General features: G+C 51.0%; 15 protein-coding genes. 2 read left to right on the forward strand and 13 right to left on the reverse strand.

Going from position 1 to position 23,195, the window contains the following annotated elements; all coding sequences use genetic code 11:
* Window positions 1–46: 46 nt before the first annotated feature.
* The 13 genes from HMPREF1527_RS06520 to ssnA all read right to left on the reverse strand — a co-directional run bounded on the left by HMPREF1527_RS06520 (window position 47) and on the right by ssnA (window position 20,818).
* Entirely contained in the window at window positions 47–1,429 is a 1,383-nt protein-coding gene (locus tag HMPREF1527_RS06520) for an NCS2 family permease (protein ID WP_016477901.1), read from the reverse strand.
* Window positions 1,430–1,775: 346 nt separating this feature from the next.
* Window positions 1,776–3,065: an amidohydrolase family protein gene (locus HMPREF1527_RS06525; protein WP_016477902.1), complete on the reverse strand. Its 1,290-nt coding sequence runs from the start codon at window positions 3,063–3,065 to the stop codon at window positions 1,776–1,778.
* Between the two features lie 92 nt (window positions 3,066–3,157).
* Window positions 3,158–4,540, reverse strand: coding sequence for an NCS2 family permease (locus HMPREF1527_RS06530; protein WP_016477903.1), 1,383 nt, complete (start codon window positions 4,538–4,540; stop codon window positions 3,158–3,160).
* A gap of 89 nt (window positions 4,541–4,629) precedes the next feature.
* Window positions 4,630–5,139, reverse strand: coding sequence for a xanthine dehydrogenase subunit XdhC (xdhC, locus tag HMPREF1527_RS06535; RefSeq protein WP_016477904.1), 510 nt, complete (start codon window positions 5,137–5,139; stop codon window positions 4,630–4,632).
* The gene (gene xdhB, locus HMPREF1527_RS06540; RefSeq protein WP_016477905.1) at window positions 5,139–6,020 is read right to left on the reverse strand and encodes a xanthine dehydrogenase subunit XdhB; all 882 of its coding nucleotides are present in this window, start codon (window positions 6,018–6,020) and stop codon (window positions 5,139–5,141) included. Before xdhB ends, xdhC begins: the two co-directional genes overlap by 1 nt.
* Entirely contained in the window at window positions 6,021–8,363 is a 2,343-nt protein-coding gene (xdhA, locus tag HMPREF1527_RS06545) for a xanthine dehydrogenase subunit XdhA (RefSeq protein ID WP_016477906.1), read from the reverse strand.
* A gap of 185 nt (window positions 8,364–8,548) precedes the next feature.
* Window positions 8,549–9,562 (reverse strand): BMP family protein, encoded by a 1,014-nt coding sequence (locus HMPREF1527_RS06550; protein WP_016477907.1) that lies wholly within the window; start codon window positions 9,560–9,562, stop codon window positions 8,549–8,551.
* A gap of 102 nt (window positions 9,563–9,664) precedes the next feature.
* Complete coding sequence (locus HMPREF1527_RS06555) at window positions 9,665–10,600, reverse strand: ABC transporter permease (RefSeq protein ID WP_016477908.1); 936 nt, start codon at window positions 10,598–10,600, stop codon at window positions 9,665–9,667.
* Window positions 10,600–11,718 carry an ABC transporter permease gene (locus tag HMPREF1527_RS06560; RefSeq protein WP_016477909.1) on the reverse strand — a complete coding sequence of 373 codons (1,119 nt, stop codon included), beginning with the start codon at window positions 11,716–11,718 and terminating at the stop codon, window positions 10,600–10,602. Before HMPREF1527_RS06560 ends, HMPREF1527_RS06555 begins: the two co-directional genes overlap by 1 nt.
* The gene (locus tag HMPREF1527_RS06565; RefSeq protein ID WP_016477910.1) at window positions 11,711–13,240 is read right to left on the reverse strand and encodes an ABC transporter ATP-binding protein; all 1,530 of its coding nucleotides are present in this window, start codon (window positions 13,238–13,240) and stop codon (window positions 11,711–11,713) included. Before HMPREF1527_RS06565 ends, HMPREF1527_RS06560 begins: the two co-directional genes overlap by 8 nt.
* Before the next feature lie 89 nt (window positions 13,241–13,329).
* Window positions 13,330–16,101: a selenium-dependent xanthine dehydrogenase gene (gene xdh, locus HMPREF1527_RS06570; RefSeq protein WP_016477911.1), complete on the reverse strand. Its 2,772-nt coding sequence runs from the start codon at window positions 16,099–16,101 to the stop codon at window positions 13,330–13,332.
* Window positions 16,102–16,330: 229 nt separating this feature from the next.
* On the reverse strand, window positions 16,331–19,324 hold the full coding sequence (gene ygfK / locus HMPREF1527_RS06575; protein ID WP_016477912.1) for a putative selenate reductase subunit YgfK: 2,994 nt from the start codon (window positions 19,322–19,324) through the stop codon (window positions 16,331–16,333).
* A 138-nt stretch (window positions 19,325–19,462) separates the two neighbouring features.
* Window positions 19,463–20,818, reverse strand: a complete 1,356-nt coding sequence (ssnA, locus tag HMPREF1527_RS06580) for a putative aminohydrolase SsnA (protein WP_016477913.1) — start codon at window positions 20,816–20,818, stop codon at window positions 19,463–19,465.
* A gap of 343 nt (window positions 20,819–21,161) precedes the next feature.
* Here ssnA and HMPREF1527_RS06585 point away from each other — a divergent pair, with 343 nt between their 5' ends.
* On the forward strand, window positions 21,162–21,806 hold the full coding sequence (locus HMPREF1527_RS06585) for a transcriptional regulator (RefSeq protein WP_016477914.1): 645 nt from the start codon (window positions 21,162–21,164) through the stop codon (window positions 21,804–21,806).
* 13 nt (window positions 21,807–21,819) lie between these two features.
* Complete coding sequence (locus HMPREF1527_RS06590) at window positions 21,820–23,124, forward strand: M20 family metallopeptidase (RefSeq protein ID WP_232209545.1); 1,305 nt, start codon at window positions 21,820–21,822, stop codon at window positions 23,122–23,124.
* Window positions 23,125–23,195 lie beyond the last annotated feature (71 nt).

The following is a 23,195-nucleotide window of genomic DNA, read 5'->3' on the forward strand; positions in this document are numbered from 1 at the left end:
TGAAGAACAAACAAAGACTTTGGAACAGGTTCAATCGGACAAACGGTTACACAAAGAAATACTTGACAATAAACAGCAGCGCGATGACGTACATAGCAACGCTGACCTTTTTGCGGCGCCCTTTTCCTCCCAAAGCATTGATGACCACATATGAGATGAAGCCTGTCGCCATACCCTCAACGATGCTATAGGTAAACGGAATGGTAAAAAGACAAATAAACGCCGGCATTGCTTCTGACATGTCAGAAAAGTCAATACTCAACAACGAAGATATCATCAAGAATCCCACAATAACTAAGGCAGGAGCCGTCGCAAATGAGGGGATTGCCAAAAAGATTGGCGAGAGGAACAACGCAATGCCAAACATGATTGCCGTTACCAGTGAAGTGAGCCCCGTTCTTCCGCCGGCCGCAATGCCCGCGGCGCACTCGACGACAGCAGTGGTTGCAGATGTGCCGGTAGCGGCTGCGGTCATGCAGGAAACAGATTGGGAAACGAGGGCGTTCTTAAAGCGCGGGAATTTGCCGTTATCGTCAAGAACGCCGACCTTGGTAGCAGAACCCACAAGTGCGCCGAAGGTCTCAGAGATATTGGTGAACAGGTACGCAATCACAATGGTGGCAAAGCCAACGCTGAATATCTGTGAGAAGTCCATCTTGAGGAAGGTAGGCGCCATGGATGGAATGGCAAGACCACGAGAAAAATCAGGAATGAGACTGCCATATCCTGCCGCAGGATCAGGAACGTATAGACCGCTCAGTTGGCAGATAAGACCCAAACCCCAGGTAATAAGGATGCCAAGCAGAATGTTGCCCTTAACGTTATAGATCATAAGGAGCGCCGTGATAACGATGCCTGCAAGTCCTAAGATGGCGGAAATGCCACCGGTAGAGAACGTACCCGCCTCGATACTGCCATGGAACGGGAAAATGGTCACCAGCGTAGAAGGGCTATCAACGACGATTCCTGCACTCTTGAGACCAATAAACGTAATAAAAAGTCCAATACCGGCAGTAATGGCAAGCTTCAGGCTGTGCGGAATTGCATCGAGAACCACTTCGCGAATCTTGGTAAGCGAAATGATGAGGAAAATAAAACCCTCAACAAAAAACGCTGCAAGAGCCACTTGCCAACTGTATCCCATGCTCAAAACGACCGTATAGATCATGAATGCATTCAATCCCATGCCCGGCGTAATGATGAAAGGATAATTTGTCGACAGCGCCATAAGAAGCGTTCCCAAGGCAGATGTCACCGCCGTTGCCGTAAAGACCGCGCCACTGTCCATGCCTCCGGCACTGAGGATTGACGGGTTTACTACAAGAATATACGCAATAGTGACAAATGTGGTAATACCAGCGATTACCTCGGTTTGAATATTGGTATTGTGCTCTTTTAATTTAAAAAATGACTCAATCGTATCCTTCATGAGCACACCCCTCCTAACTACTCGGTTTCCATACCTTTTTGACTTGGCTTTTGTATCCTCGCCTCCTTCTCGCCAAAAGACATGTTTTGGCAAGCATGTCTGTATACATCACTCCTTGCACATACAACAAATCCCAAAACAATGGCCGCATGCGCTCAACAAAAACATGACAAACTGGGTGAAACAAACATGCGAAACAGCTCTCAAAACCAAACAAATAGTTTGTAATGCAAACTAAAATACTGTTATGAATACAATACAGCTCCCCTTGAAAAAAGAGGAGCCGTATCGGTAATTGGTCAAAAAAGACAGGCGACCGGTAGTTTGTTCAAACCCTCTGTAGAACCTAGAAAATTCTGGCACCCGCAACATACTTCTGTGCGATAGTTCCACCTTCACTTGCAAGGTAGACATAACGCTCTACACGCTGCGCAATATCCAGCTCACGCACGCTGCGAATACCACTATCATCCAGTACAAGAGCATCGAACTCATATCCTTCGGCAAAGCTGCCAACCTTGCCAAAGAAGGAACCTCCGCCTAAAGTGGCCAGGTAGAATGCTTCTTGAATGGTCAGAGGAGCAAAGCTCTGATCCACACACCTCCAACGCAGCTTAGAAACACCTACGGCATCGGAAATAGCTCTGAACATGGAAAGATTTGCTCCGCCGGCAACGTCGGTACCAAGCCCAACGTTCAATCCTTCGTCCAAATACCTCTTGATAGGTGCGATTCCGGATGAAAGGAACATATTGGATTGCGGACAGTGGGCAATATAGGTTCCCGCCTGCTTCATAAGAGAAATCTCTTCATCGGTTGAATAGACACAGTGCGCCATCACAGTCTTGGTCAGACCGCCGAGAAGGCCAAAATGCTCATACGTCTGACCATAGCACGTTGACCAAGGGCATAATCCTTTGACCCAATCGATTTCTGAAAGGTTCTCCGAGAGATGGGATTGCACGGGCAGACCGTACTCTTGCACTAAATTGCCAAGACCCTCCATAAGCTCATCGCTGCAGGTTGGCGTAAAACGCGGTGTAAGAATAGGCTGCGTGTTAACATATGCGCCTTTTACATCTTCAAGCCACTTCCTTGTTGCCGTAAGGGAAGCCTTCGCGGAGCTCTCGCAAAGAAATTCGGGGCTGTTGCGATCCATATTGACTTTGCCCACATACGTCTTTAGACCTGTGTCTTCGAGTTTATCCATAAGAAGCTTCGTAGCAGGTACATGAAGCGTTGCAAAAATAGCAGCCCGGGTAGTTGAAGAATGTCTGAGATCATCCACGAACATGTCATACGCCTCAGAAGCGTACTTCAGGCCCTCATAGTTACTTTCTTCCGGAAAGGTATACGTATTAAGCCAGTCGAGCAACTCAAGATCCATGGCAATACCGCGGAAAGTGTACTGCGGAGCATGTACATGAATATCGTTTAAGCCCGGCGTAATGAGCATGTTGCCGCAATCAATGAGCGGCAGTCCTTGGTACTTCTCGGGAAGTTCGTCAAATACACCCTGAGAAACCCCGTCAACACAGACAACATACGCGTCTTTTCTGGTGTCAAATTGCGTAGGTGAGATGTTGTAGCATATGTCGCCCTTTAGGATAAAGGAACGGTCAGTCTTTGTATCCATCGTATCTCCTCAACGTCAACGTAAAGCGACGTTTTATCGTTACATCCCGCGCATCTTGCGGTACAGATTATCATCCTGCTTTTGTCGTGCTGTTATATGAGCAGGTACTTGACAAGAAAAGCAGCAGCCAGCACGTACATCATGGGGCTGATCTTTTTGCGCTTTTCCGGACCGCAGCACAGATTCACCACCACATATGAAATAACGCCGAGATACATGCCTTCGGCGATGCTGTAGGTAAAAGGCATTGCGATAACACAAAGAAAAGCGGGAATACCCTCGGTAATGTCGGTAAAGTCAACACCAAAAAGAGCACCCATCATAGAGAAGCCCACAACCACCAGCGCCGGCGCAGTTGCAAACAGAGGAATTGCCAAAAAGAATGGAGAAAGCAGCAAAGAAAGCAAAAAGAGTACTGCTGCAACCAGAGAGGAAAATCCGGTACGCCCTCCTTCCGTGATACCCGCTGCGCACTCAACGGGAACGCATGTAGGTGAAATACCCAGAGCTGCAGAGAGCATCGTAGTTACGGACTGTGTCACAAGAGCCCCTTTGGCTTTACGGAGGCTGCCATCATCCTCAAGAAGATTCGCCTTTGAGGCAAGGCCCAAAACAGTGCCGATGGTATCAAAGAGCGACGTAAACAGAATTGCAAACACAACAGTTAAAAAGCCGACTTCGCCAATGTGCGAAAAGTCAAATTTGAACAGAATGGGAGACAGAGAAGGAATCGAGATTCCCTGAGAGAAATCAGGGATCAGACTCGCGTAGCCTGCGTCAGGCTGCGGAACATAAAGGCCGGCAAGCTGGCAGAGCAAACCCAAACCCCAGGTTATAAGGATGCCAAGTAAAATACTGCCCTTAACTCCTTTTGCCATAAGGATTGCCATTATCAGCACGCCGACAAGAGCGAGAACGGCTGAAATACCTGCCGTTGAGAAGGTTCCCTCGGCAAAACTCGTGTGGAAATTAATCATGCTGACCAGCGTTGCTGGATTACTGACGACAACGCCGGCTCCTTTAAGACCAATCAGCGCAATAAAAAGACCGATACCGGCCGTAATGGCAAGCTTAAGGCCAGACGGAATCGCGTCAATCACCATGTCGCGAAGCTTGGTCAGCGACAAGAGCAGGAAAACGGCGCCTTCCACAAATACGGCTGCCAACGCCGTCTGCCAGCTGTAACCCATGCCAAGCACTACGGTATAGGCGAAATACGCATTGAGACCGAGACCCGGTGCCAGAATAAAAGGATAGTTCGTTGTCAACGCCATGATGCAGGTGCCGAGAAACGAAGCTAAAGCCGATGCCGTAAAAACCGCTCCACTGTCAAGGCCTGCGGCCGAAAGCACGCTGGGATTGACCGCCAGGATATACGCGACCGTAACAAACGTTGTCATACCAGCAATAAGCTCAGTTTTAAGTGACGTTCCTCTCTCTTTGAGATGGAACCATTTCTCAATCATCGTTTCCATATGAAACAATCCTTTCAAAAGAACCTATCCTCATTCGCATTCAGCGAAAAACCCTTGATATCCCACGCTTGGGCTGTGCTTCGAAGGCACTAGACTTCAGGCTTTACGGCATCCTCGCCAACCATGCCGTTAACAAGATTGACGGCCTTCTCGACTGCATTAATAACATCCTGGTAACCCGTACAGCGGCACAGGTGTCCGGAAAGCATTTTTCTGATTTCGTCACGTGAGTACGTTTTTCCGGTGTTGACAATCTCCATGGTGCTCATAATGAGGCCAGGAATACAAAAACCGCACTGCACGGCGAACTCGTCAACAAAAGCCTGCTGAACCGGGTTGAGAGTGCCGTCAGCAGCCTGAAGGCCCTCAACTGTCAGGATATCCTTACCTTGTGCCCACTCAGTCAGGTAGAGGCAGGTATCGGTAGCTACACCATCAATAAGAACCGTGCAGGCGCCACATTCTCCTACCTCACAACCACGCTTGACACTGGTAAGGCCCAGTCTGTTGCGCAAAGTATCCAGAAGCGATTCACGCGGATCAAAACCAACCTGGACTTCTTTGCCGTTTACCGTACATTTGAGAATTTTGTGATCCATTACAGTTCAGCCCCTCCCCTGCGAGCCGCTTCAGCAAAGGAACGTTTCGACATTTCCTTGATCAGCTGAAGTCTGAATTCTTTTGATGCACGCCAACTGTCGCGCGGATTGGTGTCGCCGGCCGCAAGTTCGCCGATCTTCTCGACAGCCTCAACAACAGGCATACCACGCAGCGCCTCTTCAGTGGAAAGTGCACGCATCGGCGTTGGTCCCGCAACGCCAAAGGCAAGGCGAATATCATCAACGGTCTTTTTATCTGCGCTGAGCTTTACCAAACAGCAGCAGCCCATCGTAGCAATCTCAAGAGCCCTGCGTTTTCCATACTTAAAATAGTAGCCGGTAAATCCCTCATAGTGGCTCTTAGGAATCCTGATCTTAACCAGAATCTCATCGCGCTTTTTTGTAGAACGTCCAGGACCTGCATACCACTCTTCAATAGGAATGGTTCTTGCACCTTCAGGACCCTTAACATCGAGAAGCGCTCCGTAGGCATAGAGCGTGGATGCGGAATCGGCCGATGTGGCAGCATTGCAGACATTTCCCCCGATGGTACCTGAGACACGAAGCTGAGGACCTCCGGGAGTGTCGCAGGCCTCTCCCAACACCGGCACGGTCTCTTGGATAACCTTGCTTGTGGTTACATGATGGAACCACGTGATTGGTCCTATCTCAACGGTACCATCCGCGCCGAGACTGACACCGTCAAGCTCATCATGAAGCTCATGGATGGACACCAGATGGGCACCGGCAAATTTGCCTTCACGTATCTTTACCAAGACGTCAGTACCGCCGGCAACCACGATGGATTCAGGATCTTCCGAAAGAGCTCGGATTGCGTCGTCAACGCTGGTAGCGCTATACAATGATTCGATATCGTACATTTAAATCAGCCCCTCTCTCTTAAAGCCCTCGAACAAACGTTGAGGAGTCATGGGCTCTTCGTAGAACTTAACTCCGGTTGCATCCAGGATGGCGTCGCGGATAGCCGCAGCGGGAGAGATGGTCGGCGTCTCTCCTACAGCCTTGTTGCCATAAGGACCCGTAGGATCATCGGTCTCAACAAACTGAGCCTCAAGGTCCGGCACATCCATGGTCGTGGGGATCTTATAATCCAAAAGCGTAGGATTAAGAACGCGAGCGTTCTTCGGATCTACCAGGATTTCCTCGTAGAGAGCAAACCCGATAGATTGCGACATGCCGCCATGAACCTGCTGCTCCACAAGCTTTGGATTGATGAGCCTGCCGGAATCCTGTACGTTAATAATCTTGTTGATGGTGACCTGACCCAAGGGCATATCCACCGTAACGTCTGCAAAGCTGCAGCCGACAGCGATCGTGTTGGAGTGTATATTGATGGTGGCGCGCCCATAGAGCTGATCGTTGTGCTCCATGTTGTAGTACGCCTCAAGGGCAAGTTCGTCCAGATTACAAACCTTATCGCCAACCGAATCAAAGATTGCATGGTCATGCAAGTCAAGGGTTCCCTGTGCATTGGGAAATACATACGATGCAAATTCAAGAATCTTTGATCTGAGCTGCTCGCCCGCCTTCTTGACCGCCGTACCCGAGACATAGGTCTGGCGAGAAGCATACGCACCTGAGTCATACGGGGTTACATCGGTGTCTTGGAATGAAACGATATGCACGTCTTCACTATCCACTCCGATGGCCTCCGCTGCCATCTGTGTAAAGACCGTATCAGCGCCTTGGCCGATCTCGGTTGCCCCCATCTGCAGCTGAACGCTGCCGTCTTGGTTAAGCGTTACTGCAGCCGTAGCAGTCTCAAGCGCAAACGGTGCCACCGCCGTCTTATAGACAAAGCATGAAACACCAACGCCGTGACGGATGGGACCAGTCTCGTTTGCATACTCTTTCTTCTTTTTATCCCACTCGATATACGCCTTGCCCTTCTCGATACACTCAGGCAAACCGCAGGTATTTGCTGCAACATAATGTCCGGGACTGAACTCATCCACATAGCCTTTTTGAATAGCATTGGCCATACGGAATTCAATGCCATCCCAACCCATGTCATACGCGATATCGCTCATGAGACATTCTGCAGCCCAGTTACCTTCGGGAACGCCGTACGCACGCATAGCACCTGTATGAGGTCCATTGGTGTGAACGGTCCATGCCTCGCAGGAAATGGCATCCTCACACGTATGATAGAGCCAGCGGAACGTATTGACAGAATTCAAAATCAGGGCGTGACCGTGGTGGATATAGCCACCCGTATTAGACCATGCTTTGATGGAGCGAGCATGCAGGTGCATATCATCATCCACGCTTGCCTCAACATCAAAACTCTTGGGCTGACGGCCGCTTGTAGCATAAAAGAGCTCTTCACGGCTAAGCTCAAGTTTGACACACCTGCCGCCTACCTGGTGGCAGAGCCATGCATTCAAAGGCTCGTAATGAACGTCTTGTTTCGTACCAAATCCGCCACCGATATACGGCTTGATAACTCGAACCTTTCCCCAAGGAATACCCAGCGCCTGGCCAATCACACGGCGAACGATATGAGGAATCTGCGTTGATGAAACGCAGACAATCTTGTCATTTTCCTCATAACAGTACGAAACACAGGTTTCAATATGAGCCTGGCTTTGCTCGGCCGTGGTGAGATGGGCTGAAAAATGATGGTAGGCAGGATCGTGCAAGACCTCATCGACACTCTTGTAGCCCTTTTTAGCAAGATCTTCTTCGCTGGTCTGCACATGCGTATGTGCAACCACATTGTCAGGCTTTCCTTCTTGAATAGGATGCTCGGTACCTGCAAGAGCCTCCTTGGGGTCATAGACAACCGGCCACTCTTCATATTCAACTTTGATTTTGGCAAGAGCCCTGTCGCAGGCTACGGTGTCCTCGGCAACAACGGCGGCGATATTGTCTCCGTAAATGCGTACGCGCGCATCCAGAAGCTTACGATCGGGAAGATCGCGTTTCTCGGCACGCGAATCCGCATACCACGGGTGACCGGCCACAGGATAGGGATGTTCAGGTACGTCGAAGCACGTATAGACACCGACGACACCAGGCACCTTACAAGCCTCAGACGTATCGATAGATTTGACAATGCCGTTTCCTATGGTTGCATGCAAAATCTTCGCTTCAAGGCACGGTTTGGGACAGAGGTCATCGGTATAGTTAGCGCGACCGGTGACCTTGTCATACGCATCAACTCGTATGAGCGGTCTGCCAACTTCTTTTAATTTCTTCATTAAAACTTCCCTTCCTGCAAATAAAGTCTCGGTGCTCTTGCGTCAGGCAAAAGGGCGCCAATCCTATAGTCCGCACATCTTACAGACACGATATGTGCGATGACGCACGCACAGAGCTTTCAAGGTCAGACGCACCTACCTGTGCGCCTGACCTTTATGACGGCGTTTTACAACGGCGCCGATTCTTATACGAAAGAGCCGTCGGAGATCTTCTTGACAATCTCTTCATACTGCGACTTAACGTCAGCAGAAACAGCATCGGAATAGGTACCCACGGCCACACCACCGTTGGAGAGGTCTCCATATACGGTCTTCTTGCCAAACTTGCCGGCTTCAACGTCATCAAGAACCTCATTGGTCATCTTGACGTTATCGGTCACCACGGAACAAATGATGCAAGGGCTATCCTTGGTAATGTCTCCCGGCTGTCCGATATCGTAGCGATCGCTGCCGGCTGCAACCAAAGCTTCACGGGCACCCGTATCAACGATTGAAGCATCACCAAACATGACATCGATGTTCTGGGTGCTGATCATACCACTCGCAAGCTCCTTGCCCTTGGCGGCATCGGAGAACGATCCCGCGTAGGCGGTGGTTACCTGGATGCTCGAGTCCACCTTTTTAGCCGCCTCGGTATATCCCTTAATCTTGTTCTTGGTGGTGTCAAGCTCAACGCCACCAATAAAGCCGATGCTCTTGGTCTTTGACATAAGTCCGGCAAGGGCGCCTGCAAGCTGGCCTATCTGGATGGTGTTTGGAATGGTGCACTCAATGTTTGCAACATCGGAGACCTCATCGTTAAAAATGCAGAACTTGGCATCGGGATTGTCTTTTGCCACCTGTTTTACATCGGCGGTGTACTGATTTCCCGGAGCAACAATCAGATCGTAGCCCTGGTCAACGTAGTTCTGCATAGTGGAAACCCAGTCTGCCTGAGCAACGGACTCAGAATATGCTGTCTCCCAGCCATGCTGCTTTGCGGAGTCAACCATGGCACCATAGCAGCTTGCACCCCAACCACCGTCATTGACGGGGCCGTCTAAAAACATGGCAACTTTTTTGGTCTTCTTGGACGAATCCCCACCGCCCGATGAGGTTTCCTTGTCGTCACAACCCGCAAGGGATAGACCCGCGGTTGTTGCTGCTGCCGCTCCGAACAGACCCAAGAAACCACGACGACTCACGTTACGATAATCCATGACTTCCTCCATTCAATGTACCGGAGTCCTTTCCGGTACTTCTTTTATTTCAGCGACAGCACTTGTCGCACAAACCACACACCAACATATATACGTACAGAGCTAACGAGACTCCCGGTAGTACGGTTGGCCGTTAGCCTTAGGACCAATTTTTCCGGCTCCAAAAAACACAAGTGCCAAAATCGTAAAGACGTACGGGAGCATCTGGAAGAACTGGTATGGAACCTGTTGCGCAAAAATCTGCAAATTAATCTGGAATCCATCGAAGAAGCCAAAGAGAAGGCAGGCTCCCAAAATACCCTGCGGACTCCAACGACCAAAGATAACAGCAGCAAGGGCGATAAAACCACGGCCGGCTACAATACCATCAGCATAGGTAGAGGTATACACCAGCGTCAAAAATGATCCGCCAATTCCTGCCAAGGCACCACAAACAATACACGCCAGATATTTTGTCTTGATAACATTTACGCCAAGCGTCTCTGCTGCCTGAGGATTTTCTCCTACTGAACGATAGCTCAGGCCGGAACGGAACTTAGTAAAGAAGATAATCGAAAGCGGGATGGCAAGATACGCAAGATATGCGAGAAGAGACTGCCTAAAGAAAATCTTTCCGATAAAAGGAATATCGCTCAAGAACGGAATGGCAATAATGGGCATTGAAGCACCCTGGACAAGTCCTGAACTATCGCCAAAGATAATCTTATATGCAAACATCGCGATGCCGGGTGTAAGAATATTGATCGCCATGCCCACAACTACCTGGTTCACGCAGAGCGTAACGGTACAGAAGGCATAAATCAGATTTACAAGCACTCCTGAACATGCTCCGAACAAAACACCAAGCCAAAGATTGCCGCTCTTATATGCGACGACAAAGCCAATAAAGGCGCCGATGGTCATAAGACCATCAAGACCAATATTTACAAGACCTGCACGCTCAGAATAAAGCTCACCAAGAGCCACCAGCAGAAGTGGTACGCACATTCTTACTGAGGCAGCAAAAATATCAGGAAGTGCAGCAATAAGAGCATCCATTATGCCTCCACCTCCGCTTTCTTAGAATCGTTACTTTTCTCGTCTGTCATCTTTCCCGTAATTGCAGGAAGAAGGACAGCCTTAATCTTGGGCAGCTTCAGCATAGCAATACCAGAAACCGCAAAGATAATGATAAGAGCGCGAATAATCTCGGTAATGGCAGTAGGTACCATAATGCCAACCTGCATGGAAGTAGCTCCGGTAGTAAGCATTCCAAAGAAAAGCGCAACTACCATAGAGCCTATAGGATTAAGTTGGGCAATAAGCGCAATAGCTACGCCATCAAAGCCAACTCCCACTCCAAAACCGGCGAGCAGACGGTACTGCTTACCTAAAATCTCGACAGATCCTCCAAGGCCGGCAATGGCACCGGAAATGATGAAGGAGAGCACCATGAGTTTGCCAACCGAAAAACCATTCACGCGAGATGCAATGGGGTTAATACCAACCGCACGGATCTTAAAGCCAAACGAGGTCTTGAAAATGACATACCAAAGGAAAAATGCAAGAAGAATTGCCAAAATGACACCTACATGAAATTTGGCAATACGGGGCAGTTGTGCGCTATCGGGAATAGGAAGTGTCTCGGGGTTGTCTCCGCCACGGAAAGGCCCCGTATAAACCCAACTCATAAACAAGACGGCCACATAGTTCAACATGATTGACGTAATCATCTCGTTGAGGCCTCGAGTTATTTTCATGATACCAGGAAGCAAGCCCCAGATGCCCCCAACCACAATTCCCACGAGAAGTGCGACAACGATGGCCACTATGCCTTCAAGATGAAAACCAAGAACCGTCATAATGGCACACGTAGCACCCATGACAAACTGGCCTTCTCCTCCCAAGTTAAAAACACCGCACTTGTATGCAAAGGCAGCGCACAATGAGGTAAAGATCAAGGGGCATGCACTCATGAGTGTCTGTGCAATACGTGACTTACTTCCCACAGAACCTGAGAACAAAAGCGCATATCCTTTAATAGGATTTTTTCCCAAGCACGCAATGATAATGGCACCGATTATGAGCGCCAAAATAATGGAAATAACCGGAACGAGCGCAGAAATAAGATGCTCTCTGTTGGTTCCCCCAAAAACGCTAAACGTTTTCTTACTCACGAGACTGTCCTCCTGTCTGGCCTGCCATAGCAAGAGAGATTTCTTTGACAGGTGGATTATCACCGGGATAGATTCCCATAATTTCGCCCTCAAAAAGAACAACGATTCTGTCAGATAGCTTCAAGACCTCGTCAAAGTCCGCACTAATAAGCAACACCGCACAACCCGCATCACGTTGCGCAATAATCGAATCATGCACAAACTCGGTAGCCCCAATATCCAAACCACGTGTTGGATACACTGCAACCATAAGCTTGGGATTTCCGTCAAGCTCACGGGCAAGAATAACCTTTTGCTGATTGCCGCCTGAAAGACTGCGGGCAGACTGATTTACGGAGACGCAGCGAATATCGTTCTTCTCACGCATATTTTCTGCATATTCCTGAATCTTATCGGTTCTCAGCCATGCACCATGACCAAAGGAAAAGCGCTTTGATGTAGTCTGCTTAAGAATCAGGTTGTCGGCAATAGACATGTCTCCCACAAGACCCATTCTGTTACGGTCCTCCGGGATGTTTGCCATTCCAAAATCGATGAAATCTTGCGGCGAGAAAAGCGCAACTTTACCCTCTGTTGTCTCTACCTCACCACTCTCAGGAGCAACAAGACCGGTAATTACCTGTGCAAGCTGAGATTGGCCATTTCCGTCAATACCTGCTACGCCTAATACCTCTCCTGCATGGATGGTTAAAGACACGTCCTTAAGACCTCCATGCTTGATTTCTGGATGGAGCGCCACGTGTGTCAAGGTCATGATTGGCTGATCGGAGCTGGTGTGTTTTTCGTAATAGCTTTCCGTAAACTCTCGGCCAATCATAAGATCGGCAAGTTCTTGTTCGGTCGTATCGTTGATATTCACCGTTGCAATGGAACGTCCGGCACGAAGCACGGTTATGCTGTCAGAAATGCGCATAACCTCACGCATTTTATGAGAGATGAAGATAATGGATTTACCTTCAGCCGTCAGGGAGTTCATGATATCAAAGAGACCTTCGACTTCAATGTCAGTAAGTACGGCGGTTGGTTCGTCAAGAATGAGGAGGTTGGCACCGCGATACAAAACCTTGAGAATCTCAATTCTTTGCTGTTCGCCAATGGACATCTCGGAGACCTTTGCGTCAAGGTTAACCTCAAGGCCATAGCGAGCAGCTAAAGCTTCAATGTCTTTCTTGTCTTGCTCTTTTTGCATAATAGGAGACGCGTGCACCTTGGTTCCAAGAATGACATTTTCCAGCCCTGTCATGGCCTCTATTAGCATGAAGTGCTGGTGCACCATGCCAATTCCCTGCTCAACCGCGTCACGGGGAGAGTCTATCTTGACTTCCTTCCCGTGCATGAAAATCTTTCCCGCAGAAGGAGTATATAGGCCCATAAGGCAGTTCATAAGTGTTGACTTGCCCGCGCCGTTTTCTCCTAAAAGGGTATGCACCTCCCCTTCTTGGATAGACAGGCTGACATCGCGGTTTGCATAAAATGAGCCAAACCGTTTGTCAACGCCTTCCATCCTGAGAAGCTCTCCCATACCGTACCTCCTCTTTTAACGCATATCGATCAGGTCACACTGCAATGTATGAACATCATGAAAACACGCGAAGCGCGTCTCACCTTTTATCACTTTTGAGCTTTTGGCTTACGGTAGTACGAATCTTCCAGGGGCAGCTTGGTGCGCATAACGTGATCCAGCGCATAGTAGGCATTCGCAACAGCAGGCGCCGTTGGAATCGTTGCAATTTCACCGATACCCTTGCCGCCATAGGCGACCGGCAGCAAGTGTTCCTTCTCAACGTAGATTGCCTCAATATGCGGGATATCAGGCGCATGGAAGAGTCCGAGTGTGGCGTATCGAGACTTGGGCACGCAGTCCTGGAGTTTGAAATCCTCCGTAGTCGCGTAGCCAAGAGACATCAAAACGCCGCCTTCAATTTGACCCTGGATAGCAATCGGGTTGATAACCTTTCCGGAATCGTGGGCCGCGTAGACGTCAGTTACTTTGCCTTCATCGTCAAGCACAACGCAGTTGGTGGCAAAGGCATAGCAGATGTGGCTCTTCGGGTTGGGCTTATCGGCGCCGAGCTTGTCGGTAGGCTCAAAATACACGTAGCGAAATTCATGACCTTCAAGCTGCTGCAGTCCGGCAACGGGATCTTGTGGATAGATGCCTCCACCTGCAACCAGCGCCTTTCCGTCCGCATAGCCGACACCTTCATAGGGGCGGCCATCGGAATAGACAATAGTCTTACCATCGCCGTTTGCCTCAACAGGCTCAGCAGACACTTCTTTACCGGCTTCCAGATCTAAAAGAGCGTCACGCAGCAGAAACGCCACACCACGGACGGCTTCACCGGTAACCACAGTCTGGCGCGAACCGGAGGTGGTACCCGAGTCAGGGGCATTTTCCGTGGAGCATTCGCCATTGACGATGACTGATTTGGGAAGCCCTGTCGCTTCCGCTACGTCCTGCAAAAAGACCGTATTGCAGCCTTGACCGATGTCAGAGGTAGCAGAATACACGACGACCTTGCCATTTTCAATGCGGATGTTTGCGCGTCCCGCGTCAGGCAGTCCGACGCCAACGCCTGAGTTTTTCATGGCACACGCGAGACCAGCATGGTCTTTATGTGCCTCATATACGTCTTTGACCGCCAGAAGCGTCTCTTTGAGAGCCGTTGACTGATCGCAAATCTGCCCGTTGGGGAGTACGTCTCCGGGGGCGACGGCGTTGCGCCAACGCATTTCCCACGGAGTGATGCCTACCTTTTCAGCGAGAAGATCAATAAGTTCTTCGAGGGCAAACTCGGTCTGGCAGACGCCGAAACCGCGGAATGCGCCAGCCGGCGGATTATTGGTGTAATAGCCAAAACCGCGGATATCGGTATTTTGGTATTTATAAGGGCCGACCGCATGTGTACAGGCGCGCTCAAGTACGGGGCCACAGAGTGACGCGTAAGCGCCGGTATCAAAATTGACTTCACAGTCAAGACCGGTCAGATGACCTTCGGCATCGCAGCCAAGGGTAAAATCAGCCTCCATGGCATGGCGCTTCGGATGAAAGGCTAAGGATTCGTTTCGGGTAAACTTGCACTTCACCGTTCTGTGGAACTTGTAAGCGGCAAGCGCTGAAATGTGCTGGACCGTAACGTCTTCCTTGCCGCCAAAGCCGCCACCCACAAGCATGGTCTCGACTACAACGCGATTGGGCGTCTTATCCCACCCAAACATATGCGCAACCTCTTTGCGCGTATCGTAGGCGCCTTGGTCAGTGGAAAGAATCTTCACGCCATCTTTATAGGGAAAGGCGACGGCGCATTCAGGTTCAAGAAACGCGTGCTCGGTAAAGGGTGTCGAGAAGTGCCTGGTAACCGTAAAGGCGGAATTTTTGAGCGCCTCTTTGGCATCGCCGCGCGTAATATGGCGGCTTTGGCACAGATTGGTGTCGGCTTCCTCATGAACGAGCGGCGCTCCCTCAGCGCGAGCCTCATAGATATCACGTACCACGGGAAGCTCTTCATACTCAACCTTGACCAGCTTTTTTGCAGCTTCAAGGGTCTTCTCGTCTTCCGCGACAACCATACAGATAGCGTCGCCCATATCGCGCGTAAGCGAACCCTCGGCAATAAAGACATCCCAGTCCTGCTGGATATGGCCGACCTTATTGACCGGCACATCCTCCGCCTTGAGAACGCCAAGAACACCAGGAAGGGCTTCCGCGGCGGCGGTGTCTATCTTAATCACACGCGCACGGGGATACTTTGAGCGGACACACGATCCGTATACCATGTCGGGGTACTCAACATCAGTGACATCATCGGGATATTTACCGTAACCGAGTACCTTGGGACGAACGTCTACACGAAACGCCTTGGAGCCGACGCCGTAATTATCGCCCCGCTCAAGGTCAGGATCGATTTCCTCTTCACCGCGAAGAATACGCGCGGCTTTCAGAATGCCTTCGATAATTTTCTTGTAGCCCGTGCAGCGGCAGATATTGTTTTTGATTGCCTCTTTGACCTCATCCTCAGACGGATCAGGGTTGCGGCGTATTAGAGCCGCACCACTCATAACCATACCGGGAATACAAAAACCGCACTGGACCGCGCCGACAGAGCCAAAAGCGTATACAAAGGCTTCCTGCTCTTCATGGGAAAGACCCTCGACAGTCTCTATAACCTTGCCGTTTGCCCGTTTTGTGTTCATAACGCAGCCGCGCGTGGCAACACCATCGATAACAACCGTACAAGTGCCGCAAGCCCCTTGCGAACAGCCGTCTTTAACGGACAACAGATGCAGATCATCGCGGAGAAAACGGAGCAGCGACTTGCTTTCAGTCGTAGTAACCGTTTCGCCGTTCACCGTAAAGGTGTACTGCTCAACCTCTTCAGCCATGTACCTCTCCTTACGCGCCCGGGAGAATGTTGTGTGTCGTACCCCGAGCCCGTTTACCAAGAAATCATCTCACAGCGCAATGCCATCAGACAGCTATTACACTAAAACAAAAATTTAGCCTACCTAACAGCTTTTCGGTGACCGTATGCAAGTAAGCGGTTAGCGAGAAAAACGTATCTTCTCGCTAACTATACTTACTCGCTATGCTCGCCTTCTCTCCTGCTCCCCTCTATACATTCAGGAGATACCGGTAATCATCTCTGACTGTTACCACCATCTTGCGGATATGTTCCGGAAGACCACAGGCCTCATCATCAACATTGTAAATTCCCACGCCGCCGTCAAGACGAATCAGGAAGCCGTCTTCAGTCGGAAGGAAGCCCTCATTTTCAGAATTGTCAAAATCTTCACGGCTCCAGAAGGCAGTGAATTTGTCCTTATAGGGGCGGCCCTCAGAATACGGACAGAAGACAGCGCAATTACCACATTCATTACACATGCCGTCAACGTGAATGATTTGCTGCTGGCGCAGGCCCAAAACTTTGATTGCAACGTTTGCGCGGTTCGGGCACACCTCAACGCAGGCTTCACACACCGAAGGACATGAGAGGCAGCGGGACTGATCGCATGAGGCGGGATCTCCGCAGAGCTGCCCGCGCTTGCCAAAGATCTTGGCGACATCTTCCTCAAGATTGGAGTTCTCTTTACCCGAGAAATTGAAGCCTGCTATGGCAACAGCCACAGTCATGGCGTCGGCGATGCCTTTCACCACCGTTGCGGGACCGCGGCGGCCATCGCCAACAGCAAACACATGGTCAACGGAGGTCTGAAGGTTTCCGTCAACAACAGGACGACTCTTCTCGTCAAGGGCGATGCCGGAAGCGGTATACAAGCTGGAGTCAATCTGCTCTCCCACGGCTGTAATCACTGCGGTTGCGGGAACCGTAGTGAATTCGCCGGTACCCTCAGGACGGCGGCGACCAGATTCGTCAGGCGCGCCGAGTTTCATAATCTCACACGTCAGTTTCGCGTCAGCAAAATCTCCCGGGGCGAGAAGTTCCATGAACTCTACGCCGTCGTCGAGAGCCATTTGAAGCTCTTCCTCGTCAGCCGGCATATAGCGCTTAGTGCGGCGGTACACAAGACGCACGTTTTGAACGCCTGCCACGCGCTTCGCCGCACGGGCAACATCCATGGCCGTGTTACCGGCTCCGATAACAACAACGTCGGTGCCAAGATCAACAGACGCCGGATCGCTCTTGAATTGCTCGAGGAACTCAAGGGCGTCAAGGGCCTCACCGGACTTCAGTGTCTTGCGGCCGGGAGCCCATGCTCCAATGGCTACGACCACATCGGTATAGCCTTCAGAAAGCAAGGTGTTGACATCCTTGATTTCGACGCCTGTTGTAAAAGCGGCGCCGTATGCCTGGCAAAGTTTCACATCGTTGTCGATTGCCGCCTCAGAGATGCGGAAATTGGGAATGACGTGGCGTACAATGCCTCCGAGCTTGTTCGTACGCTCAAAGACAGTGACCTTGACACCCGCGCGCGATAAAAACGACGCTGCGGCAAGACCGGCCGGACCGGCACCAACGACAGCAACGTTCTTGCCTTCGACTGCGCCGCGGGATGCGAGCGTTGGAAGAACCTCCGCCAGGCCCTTCTCGGCAGCGGTCAGTTTGCAGCCGCGAATATGGACATGCTCGTCAACATAGTTGCGCATACAGGAATTAGTGCAGGTATGCGGGCAGATGGTACCCGTAATGAACGGCAGCGCGTTGCGCTCAAGAATAATGTAAAGCGCGTCAGCGTAACGGCCTTCATCGACCGCCTTAAGATAGCCGGGGATATCCTGATGGATAGGACAGGAATCGCGGCAGGGCGCAATGAAGCAGTCAGTTAAGGGCAGCTTACCGCGCACATGGCGATCAGGCTGAGGCTTGATTTCCTTGTGATAGCGCGCGTCTTTAAGCGACCGCTCAAGCAGCGCAGCGACTTTCTCGGCATCAACGCCAGAAAATGGCCTGGTATCGCCATCGGTAAAGAGCCTGGCAATCTGTGTCATGCGCTCATAGCCGCCCGGCTTCAAAATGGTGGTTGCCATGGTAACGGGCCAAATGCCGGTATCCACCAGCTCCCTAATGTTGTTGTAATCCGCTCCGCCGGAATACGAAATACGAAGCTTGCCGTCAAACTGCTCGGCTATACGCTTCGCCAGGGACAAAGAGAGCGTCCAGAGGGAACGGCCGGACATGTACATCTCTTCGCTGGGAAGTTCGCCGCGGGTAACGTCCACTGGGAACGTATTGGTCAGCTTGACGCCAAACTCAACGCCGCTTTCCTCGCACAGCTTCATGAGACGCTCAAGCATGGGTACCGCATCGTCCCACTGCAAATCCTCGAGGAAGTGGTGATCATCAAAGGCGATGTAGTCGAAGCCCAAAGCGTCAAGCGTCTTGCGAGCGTAGTCATACCCCAAAAGTGTGGGATTGCACTTGATAAACGTGTTGAGACCCTTCTCGGTAATGAGATAGGTAGCAATGCGCTCAATTTCATCCGGCGGGCAGCCGTGAAGCGTAGACTCGGTAATGGAATCAGAAATACGCGCCGGAATGGAATCAATGAAGGTAGCATCAACGTTACGGAAGCGACCAATATTGGCTTTTGCCCAAGCGATTGCCTCCTTGAAAACGGGTGTCTCGGAGGCGTCCTTCATGTCATTGATGTACTTATCTACCTTGGGTGTCTTTATGCCCTCAAGGTCATAGCCGACAGACATGTTAAAGACGAAGCCATCAGGATCTCCCAGACCAAGCTCACGGGCAAGGATATGGCAGATGACCCAGGCTTTGACGTATTCATCGAACGCCTGGGGTACCGTGAGCTCCGTAGACCACTCGCAGTTGTATCCCTCGTCTGACGCGAGGATGCAAGGTTTATTGACACAGGCGGAAAGCTCTTCGCCATCCATCTTCTGAACCGTCTTGAGCTCAAAGAAGCGGGCGCCGGTAACGTAGGACGCTACGATGTTTTGCGCGAGCTGCGTATTTGGCCCTGCGGCAGGTCCAAACGGAGTCTCAATCTTCTCCCTGAAGATGGGACGGGCGGCCCCTGTCGTCTTGGCGAAAGCACGCTCACCAAAAATAGTCTTTTGAGCCTCGTACTCGCCGAGAATCCAATTCATCAGATGGTCAAATCTCATGGGACGCATAATGTCGCTCATTTGGTTTCCTCTCCTTATAACCAATGTGAGTTATAGTCCCCGCACTTATGGCGTCCGCGGGCGACGCCCTACCCTCTTGTCATGCAAACACATGTGTCGAGAAGCGCTTCTCAAAAGCACTTCTCGCCATACCCTACCTTAGTACTGGCGATTGTTGAGAGCTCCCCAGAGCTTCTTCGCCTCAACCATGGTCCAGTTGTTAATCTTGTCTTCGTCATACGCTACAAATTCGCGGTCCTTGTAAAGAACCTTGCCGTTGACAATGGTGGTGCGGCAGTTCTTGCCCTCAAAGCCAAAGAGCATATGACCGTCGATGTTCTCGTCGGAGAACGGCGTGAACGGCTTGTAGTCAAAGATTGCGATGTCAGCAGCGGCGCCAGACGCAAGTTTGCCTAAGGGCTTGCCGTTGGACTTTACAGAGAAGTACTTTTCCGCCATCTTGACGTTATTCTTAAAGAGCATAGTCATAGCCTCAACCCAGCCAACATTTGGCATACAGGCGTTGTGGCGCTGGATGGGCAAAAGAACCTTGAGCGATTCCAACATATCGTGCGTGTAGGCATCTGTACCCAGGCAAACGTTGATGTTGCGCTTGAAGAATTCGAGTACCGGAGCGCAGCCAACCGCATTGCCCATATTGGATTCCGGATTGTTAACGATGCTGGTATTGGTGGCGGCAAGAATATCCATATCGGCGGGAGTTACATGAATGCAGTGTCCAAGCATGGTCTTCTCGCCCAAAAGTCCGTGATCGAGCAGGCGATGCACGGCGGTAGTGCCGTAGTTCAACGCGGAATCATAGACGTCGTCCATGCCTTCACAGACGTGAATATGAAAGCCAGTCAGGCCGTTGTTGGCCTCAACCATCTTGTCCAGCGTCTCATCGGAGAGCGTAAAGAGCGCATGGCCACCAAACATAGCAGCGATCATATCATCGTCTTCAGCTTCTGCCCATGTGGCGAATGCAACGTTTTCGGCGATAGCCTCATCGCACTTGGTCTGCCCGTCGCGGTCTGACGTCTCATAGCAAAGACACGCGCGGATGCCGAGTTCCTGAGCAACGTCCTTGATGGCAAAAAGCGAACCCGGAATCTCGTAGAAGCTGGCGTGGTGGTCAAAAATAGTTGTAACGCCATTGCGCAGCGAATCAAGAATAGTTGCATACGCGCAGGCGCGAGTACCGTCAAGCGTAAGATGACGGTCGATGTTCCACCATTGCTGCTCGAGATTTTCAAGGAAGTTATGAGGGTTGCAGCCTGTAATGGCAAGACCGCGGGCCAGGCCGGAATAAATGTGGGTGTGACAGTTGATAAGACCCGGCATAATAACGCCGCCATGCGCGTCAAGCTTCTCCGCGTTGGGATACGCGGCTTCGAGCTTCGCGCGCGTGTCAACGGCAACGATCTTCTCGCCCTCGATTGCGACAGCGCCGTCTTCAACGTAAGGATTTGCCTTGTCGCGCGTAATAACACGACCGTTCACAATAAGCAGCATAGGAACCCCTTTGCCACGTGCCGCAGATCAGCTACGGCTTATAAAATGACGGATGTGCCCTCTCCGGCGCTCCGTTCGGACATATCTAAAGGGAGTCCGACTGCCCCATCCCGCAGAGCGTCCAGATGCTCCTGCAGGCATTTTGCAAACAGTTAGTTATTAAACCTAACTTTTAATTAGTCTTCATATTCTCACAGTTTTTTTGTATGTAAAAGAATTATCGGTGTACGGTCATTTATCTGGGTAAGCGGTCTTGTTAAACGCATTGCTTCGCAAAAAGCGCAAAATGCTAGGATATAGATTGCTCTGTGAAACAGATAGTGCTTACAAGGAGTATTCGGATATGAACAATCAGCAGATTGAATTTCTAAAGCGCCTGGCTCACGGCATAGCCCTGCAATTCGGCCCTGATTGCGAGGTTGTCGTTCATGACCTGCGCTCCGATGACCCTGCCAGCACTATTGTTGCGATTGAGAATGGTCATATCACCGGTCGCAAGATTGGCGACGGCCCCTCAAACGTAGTGCTCAAGGCACTTCACTCCGATTCCGGGAAACTCCATGATTCTTACTCCTACCTTACTAAGACCGAAGATGGCAAGATTCTCAAATCTACTACCATCTACCTGCGCGACGATGACAATAAGCCCATTGCAATCTTTGCCATTAACTATGACATCGCGCTCTTCTCGGCAATGGAAGAAGCTTTGCACGCGTTTACCACACACAGTGACCCTTCCGATGCAGCTCCGCAAACCATTCCGCATAACGTTACCGATCTTTTGGATGAGCTCATTGATCAAAGCGTCCGCTTAGTCGGCCGTCCGCGCGCACTGATGACAAAAGACGACAAAATCAAGGCGATTCGTTTTCTGAACGACTCTGGCGCCTTCCTTATCACGAAATCAGGACAGAAAGTCTGTTCCTACTTTGGCATCTCAAAATATACGCTCTACAGCTACCTTGACGAGGCAAAAAACCAGGACTAGATTGAGGTATATATTGGGGCGATTACCTGAAAATTTACCTGAAACGGCACGACTTACCGCTCAGTTGATAGCCATCGAAAGCACTGATCCCGGTACCTATGAGGCGGCTATCGAAGGCTTCATTAAGCAGTGGATTATTAAACACTGCTCGTTCAAGCTTGCAGGACATTCTTTTCCTCTGATACAAGAACTTGAAGCCCTTCCCGGCCGCACCTGTCTGCGCGCGATACTCCCTGCCACCTGTGCCGATGGCGATACCGATAGCCGGCCTGCCGGTGACAAAACCTCCCCTGCCGCCTGCAGCGTAGCTTCTGATAGTGAGTCTCTTTCCCCTTCCTACCTCACGTTCATTTGCCATATGGACACCGTGACCGACGGGGACAGCTGGGATCCTGAAACGCCCGCGTTCACGCCCGTTTACAAAAGCGGTCTCCTCTACGGTCGCGGCTCATGCGACATGAAAGGCGGCCTCGCCTGTGCGCTTCTCGCCTTCCGCGACGCGTGCCAAGCCGCCGCTCGCACAGGCTCGCTTCCTAAAAAATCTCTCTCCGTCATCTTTACCGTTGACGAAGAGGCCGATATGCGCGGTGTTGAACATGCCATCGATGCCGGCTGGCTTGGCGAGAAGGGCTGGGTGCTTGATGCCGAGCCCACCAACAACTGCATCCGCGGCTCGCACAAGGGACGCACCTGGTTCAAAATCACAGTCGATGGCATCACCGCACATGCCAGCACACCGTGGGAAGGCGCTGATGCCATTGCGGCTCTGGCCGTAGTAATCGACGAGATTCGCACGGGCATACAGGCGCTGCCCAACCATCCTGAACTGGGCCGCTCAACGGTTACGTTTGGACAGGTCAAGGGAGGATATCAACCCTATGTTGTTCCCGACAAGGCAGAGCTCTGGATTGATATGCGCCTGGTGCCGCCCGCGAACACTAGAATCGCCGAAGAGATAGTTCAAGCCGCGTTGTCGAGCGCGGAGGAACAGGTGCCCGGCGTACATGCCCACTACGACATCACCGGTAACCGACCACCCGTAGTACTTCCCGCTGAGTCAGAGCTTCTCGCCGCAGTGCGTTCCTGCGCTCAGGCATGTGGAACACCGGCGGGGCTTGCTGTCTTCACGGGCTACACAGATACGGCTGTTATAGCGTCTACATGCAAAAACACTGACTGTCTGTCATACGGACCGGGTGAGCTCGAACGAGCCCACAAACCCAACGAATACGTTCCTGTCGCCGATCTTGAGCGCGTGTATCATGTGTTCAGGGAGCTGACGTCAAGACTATCTGATGACACGACTGCAAGCGACTAAGGCTTTTTCCGTTTGCACAACAAGCCCCTCTCGCCAATAAGACGAGAAGGGCTTCGCAGTACTCTGAAACA

Origin of the sequence: Atopobium sp. oral taxon 199 str. F0494, from assembly GCF_000411555.1 — a bacterium.
Lineage (GTDB): Bacteria > Actinomycetota > Coriobacteriia > Coriobacteriales > Atopobiaceae > Lancefieldella.

Excerpts from the sequence above, each read along its gene's own strand:
- xdhC (WP_016477904.1), bottom strand. The coding sequence starts at position 5,139 with ATGGATCACAAAATTCTCAAATGTACGGTAAACGGCAAAGAAGTCCAG.
- xdh (WP_016477911.1), bottom strand. The coding sequence starts at position 16,101 with ATGGCTGAAGAGGTTGAGCAGTACACCTTTACGGTGAACGGCGAAACG.
- HMPREF1527_RS06565 (WP_016477910.1), bottom strand. The coding sequence starts at position 13,240 with ATGGGAGAGCTTCTCAGGATGGAAGGCGTTGACAAACGGTTTGGCTCA.
- xdhB (WP_016477905.1), bottom strand. The coding sequence starts at position 6,020 with ATGTACGATATCGAATCATTGTATAGCGCTACCAGCGTTGACGACGCA.
- ssnA (WP_016477913.1), bottom strand. The coding sequence starts at position 20,818 with ATGCTGCTTATTGTGAACGGTCGTGTTATTACGCGCGACAAGGCAAAT.
- HMPREF1527_RS06550 (WP_016477907.1), bottom strand. The coding sequence starts at position 9,562 with ATGGATTATCGTAACGTGAGTCGTCGTGGTTTCTTGGGTCTGTTCGGA.
- HMPREF1527_RS06555 (WP_016477908.1), bottom strand. The coding sequence starts at position 10,600 with ATGGATGCTCTTATTGCTGCACTTCCTGATATTTTTGCTGCCTCAGTA.
- ygfK (WP_016477912.1), bottom strand. The coding sequence starts at position 19,324 with ATGAGCGACATTATGCGTCCCATGAGATTTGACCATCTGATGAATTGG.
- HMPREF1527_RS06520 (WP_016477901.1), bottom strand. The coding sequence starts at position 1,429 with ATGAAGGATACGATTGAGTCATTTTTTAAATTAAAAGAGCACAATACC.
- HMPREF1527_RS06585 (WP_016477914.1), top strand. The coding sequence starts at position 21,162 with ATGAACAATCAGCAGATTGAATTTCTAAAGCGCCTGGCTCACGGCATA.
- xdhA (WP_016477906.1), bottom strand. The coding sequence starts at position 8,363 with ATGAAGAAATTAAAAGAAGTTGGCAGACCGCTCATACGAGTTGATGCG.
- HMPREF1527_RS06530 (WP_016477903.1), bottom strand. The coding sequence starts at position 4,540 with ATGGAAACGATGATTGAGAAATGGTTCCATCTCAAAGAGAGAGGAACG.
- HMPREF1527_RS06525 (WP_016477902.1), bottom strand. The coding sequence starts at position 3,065 with ATGGATACAAAGACTGACCGTTCCTTTATCCTAAAGGGCGACATATGC.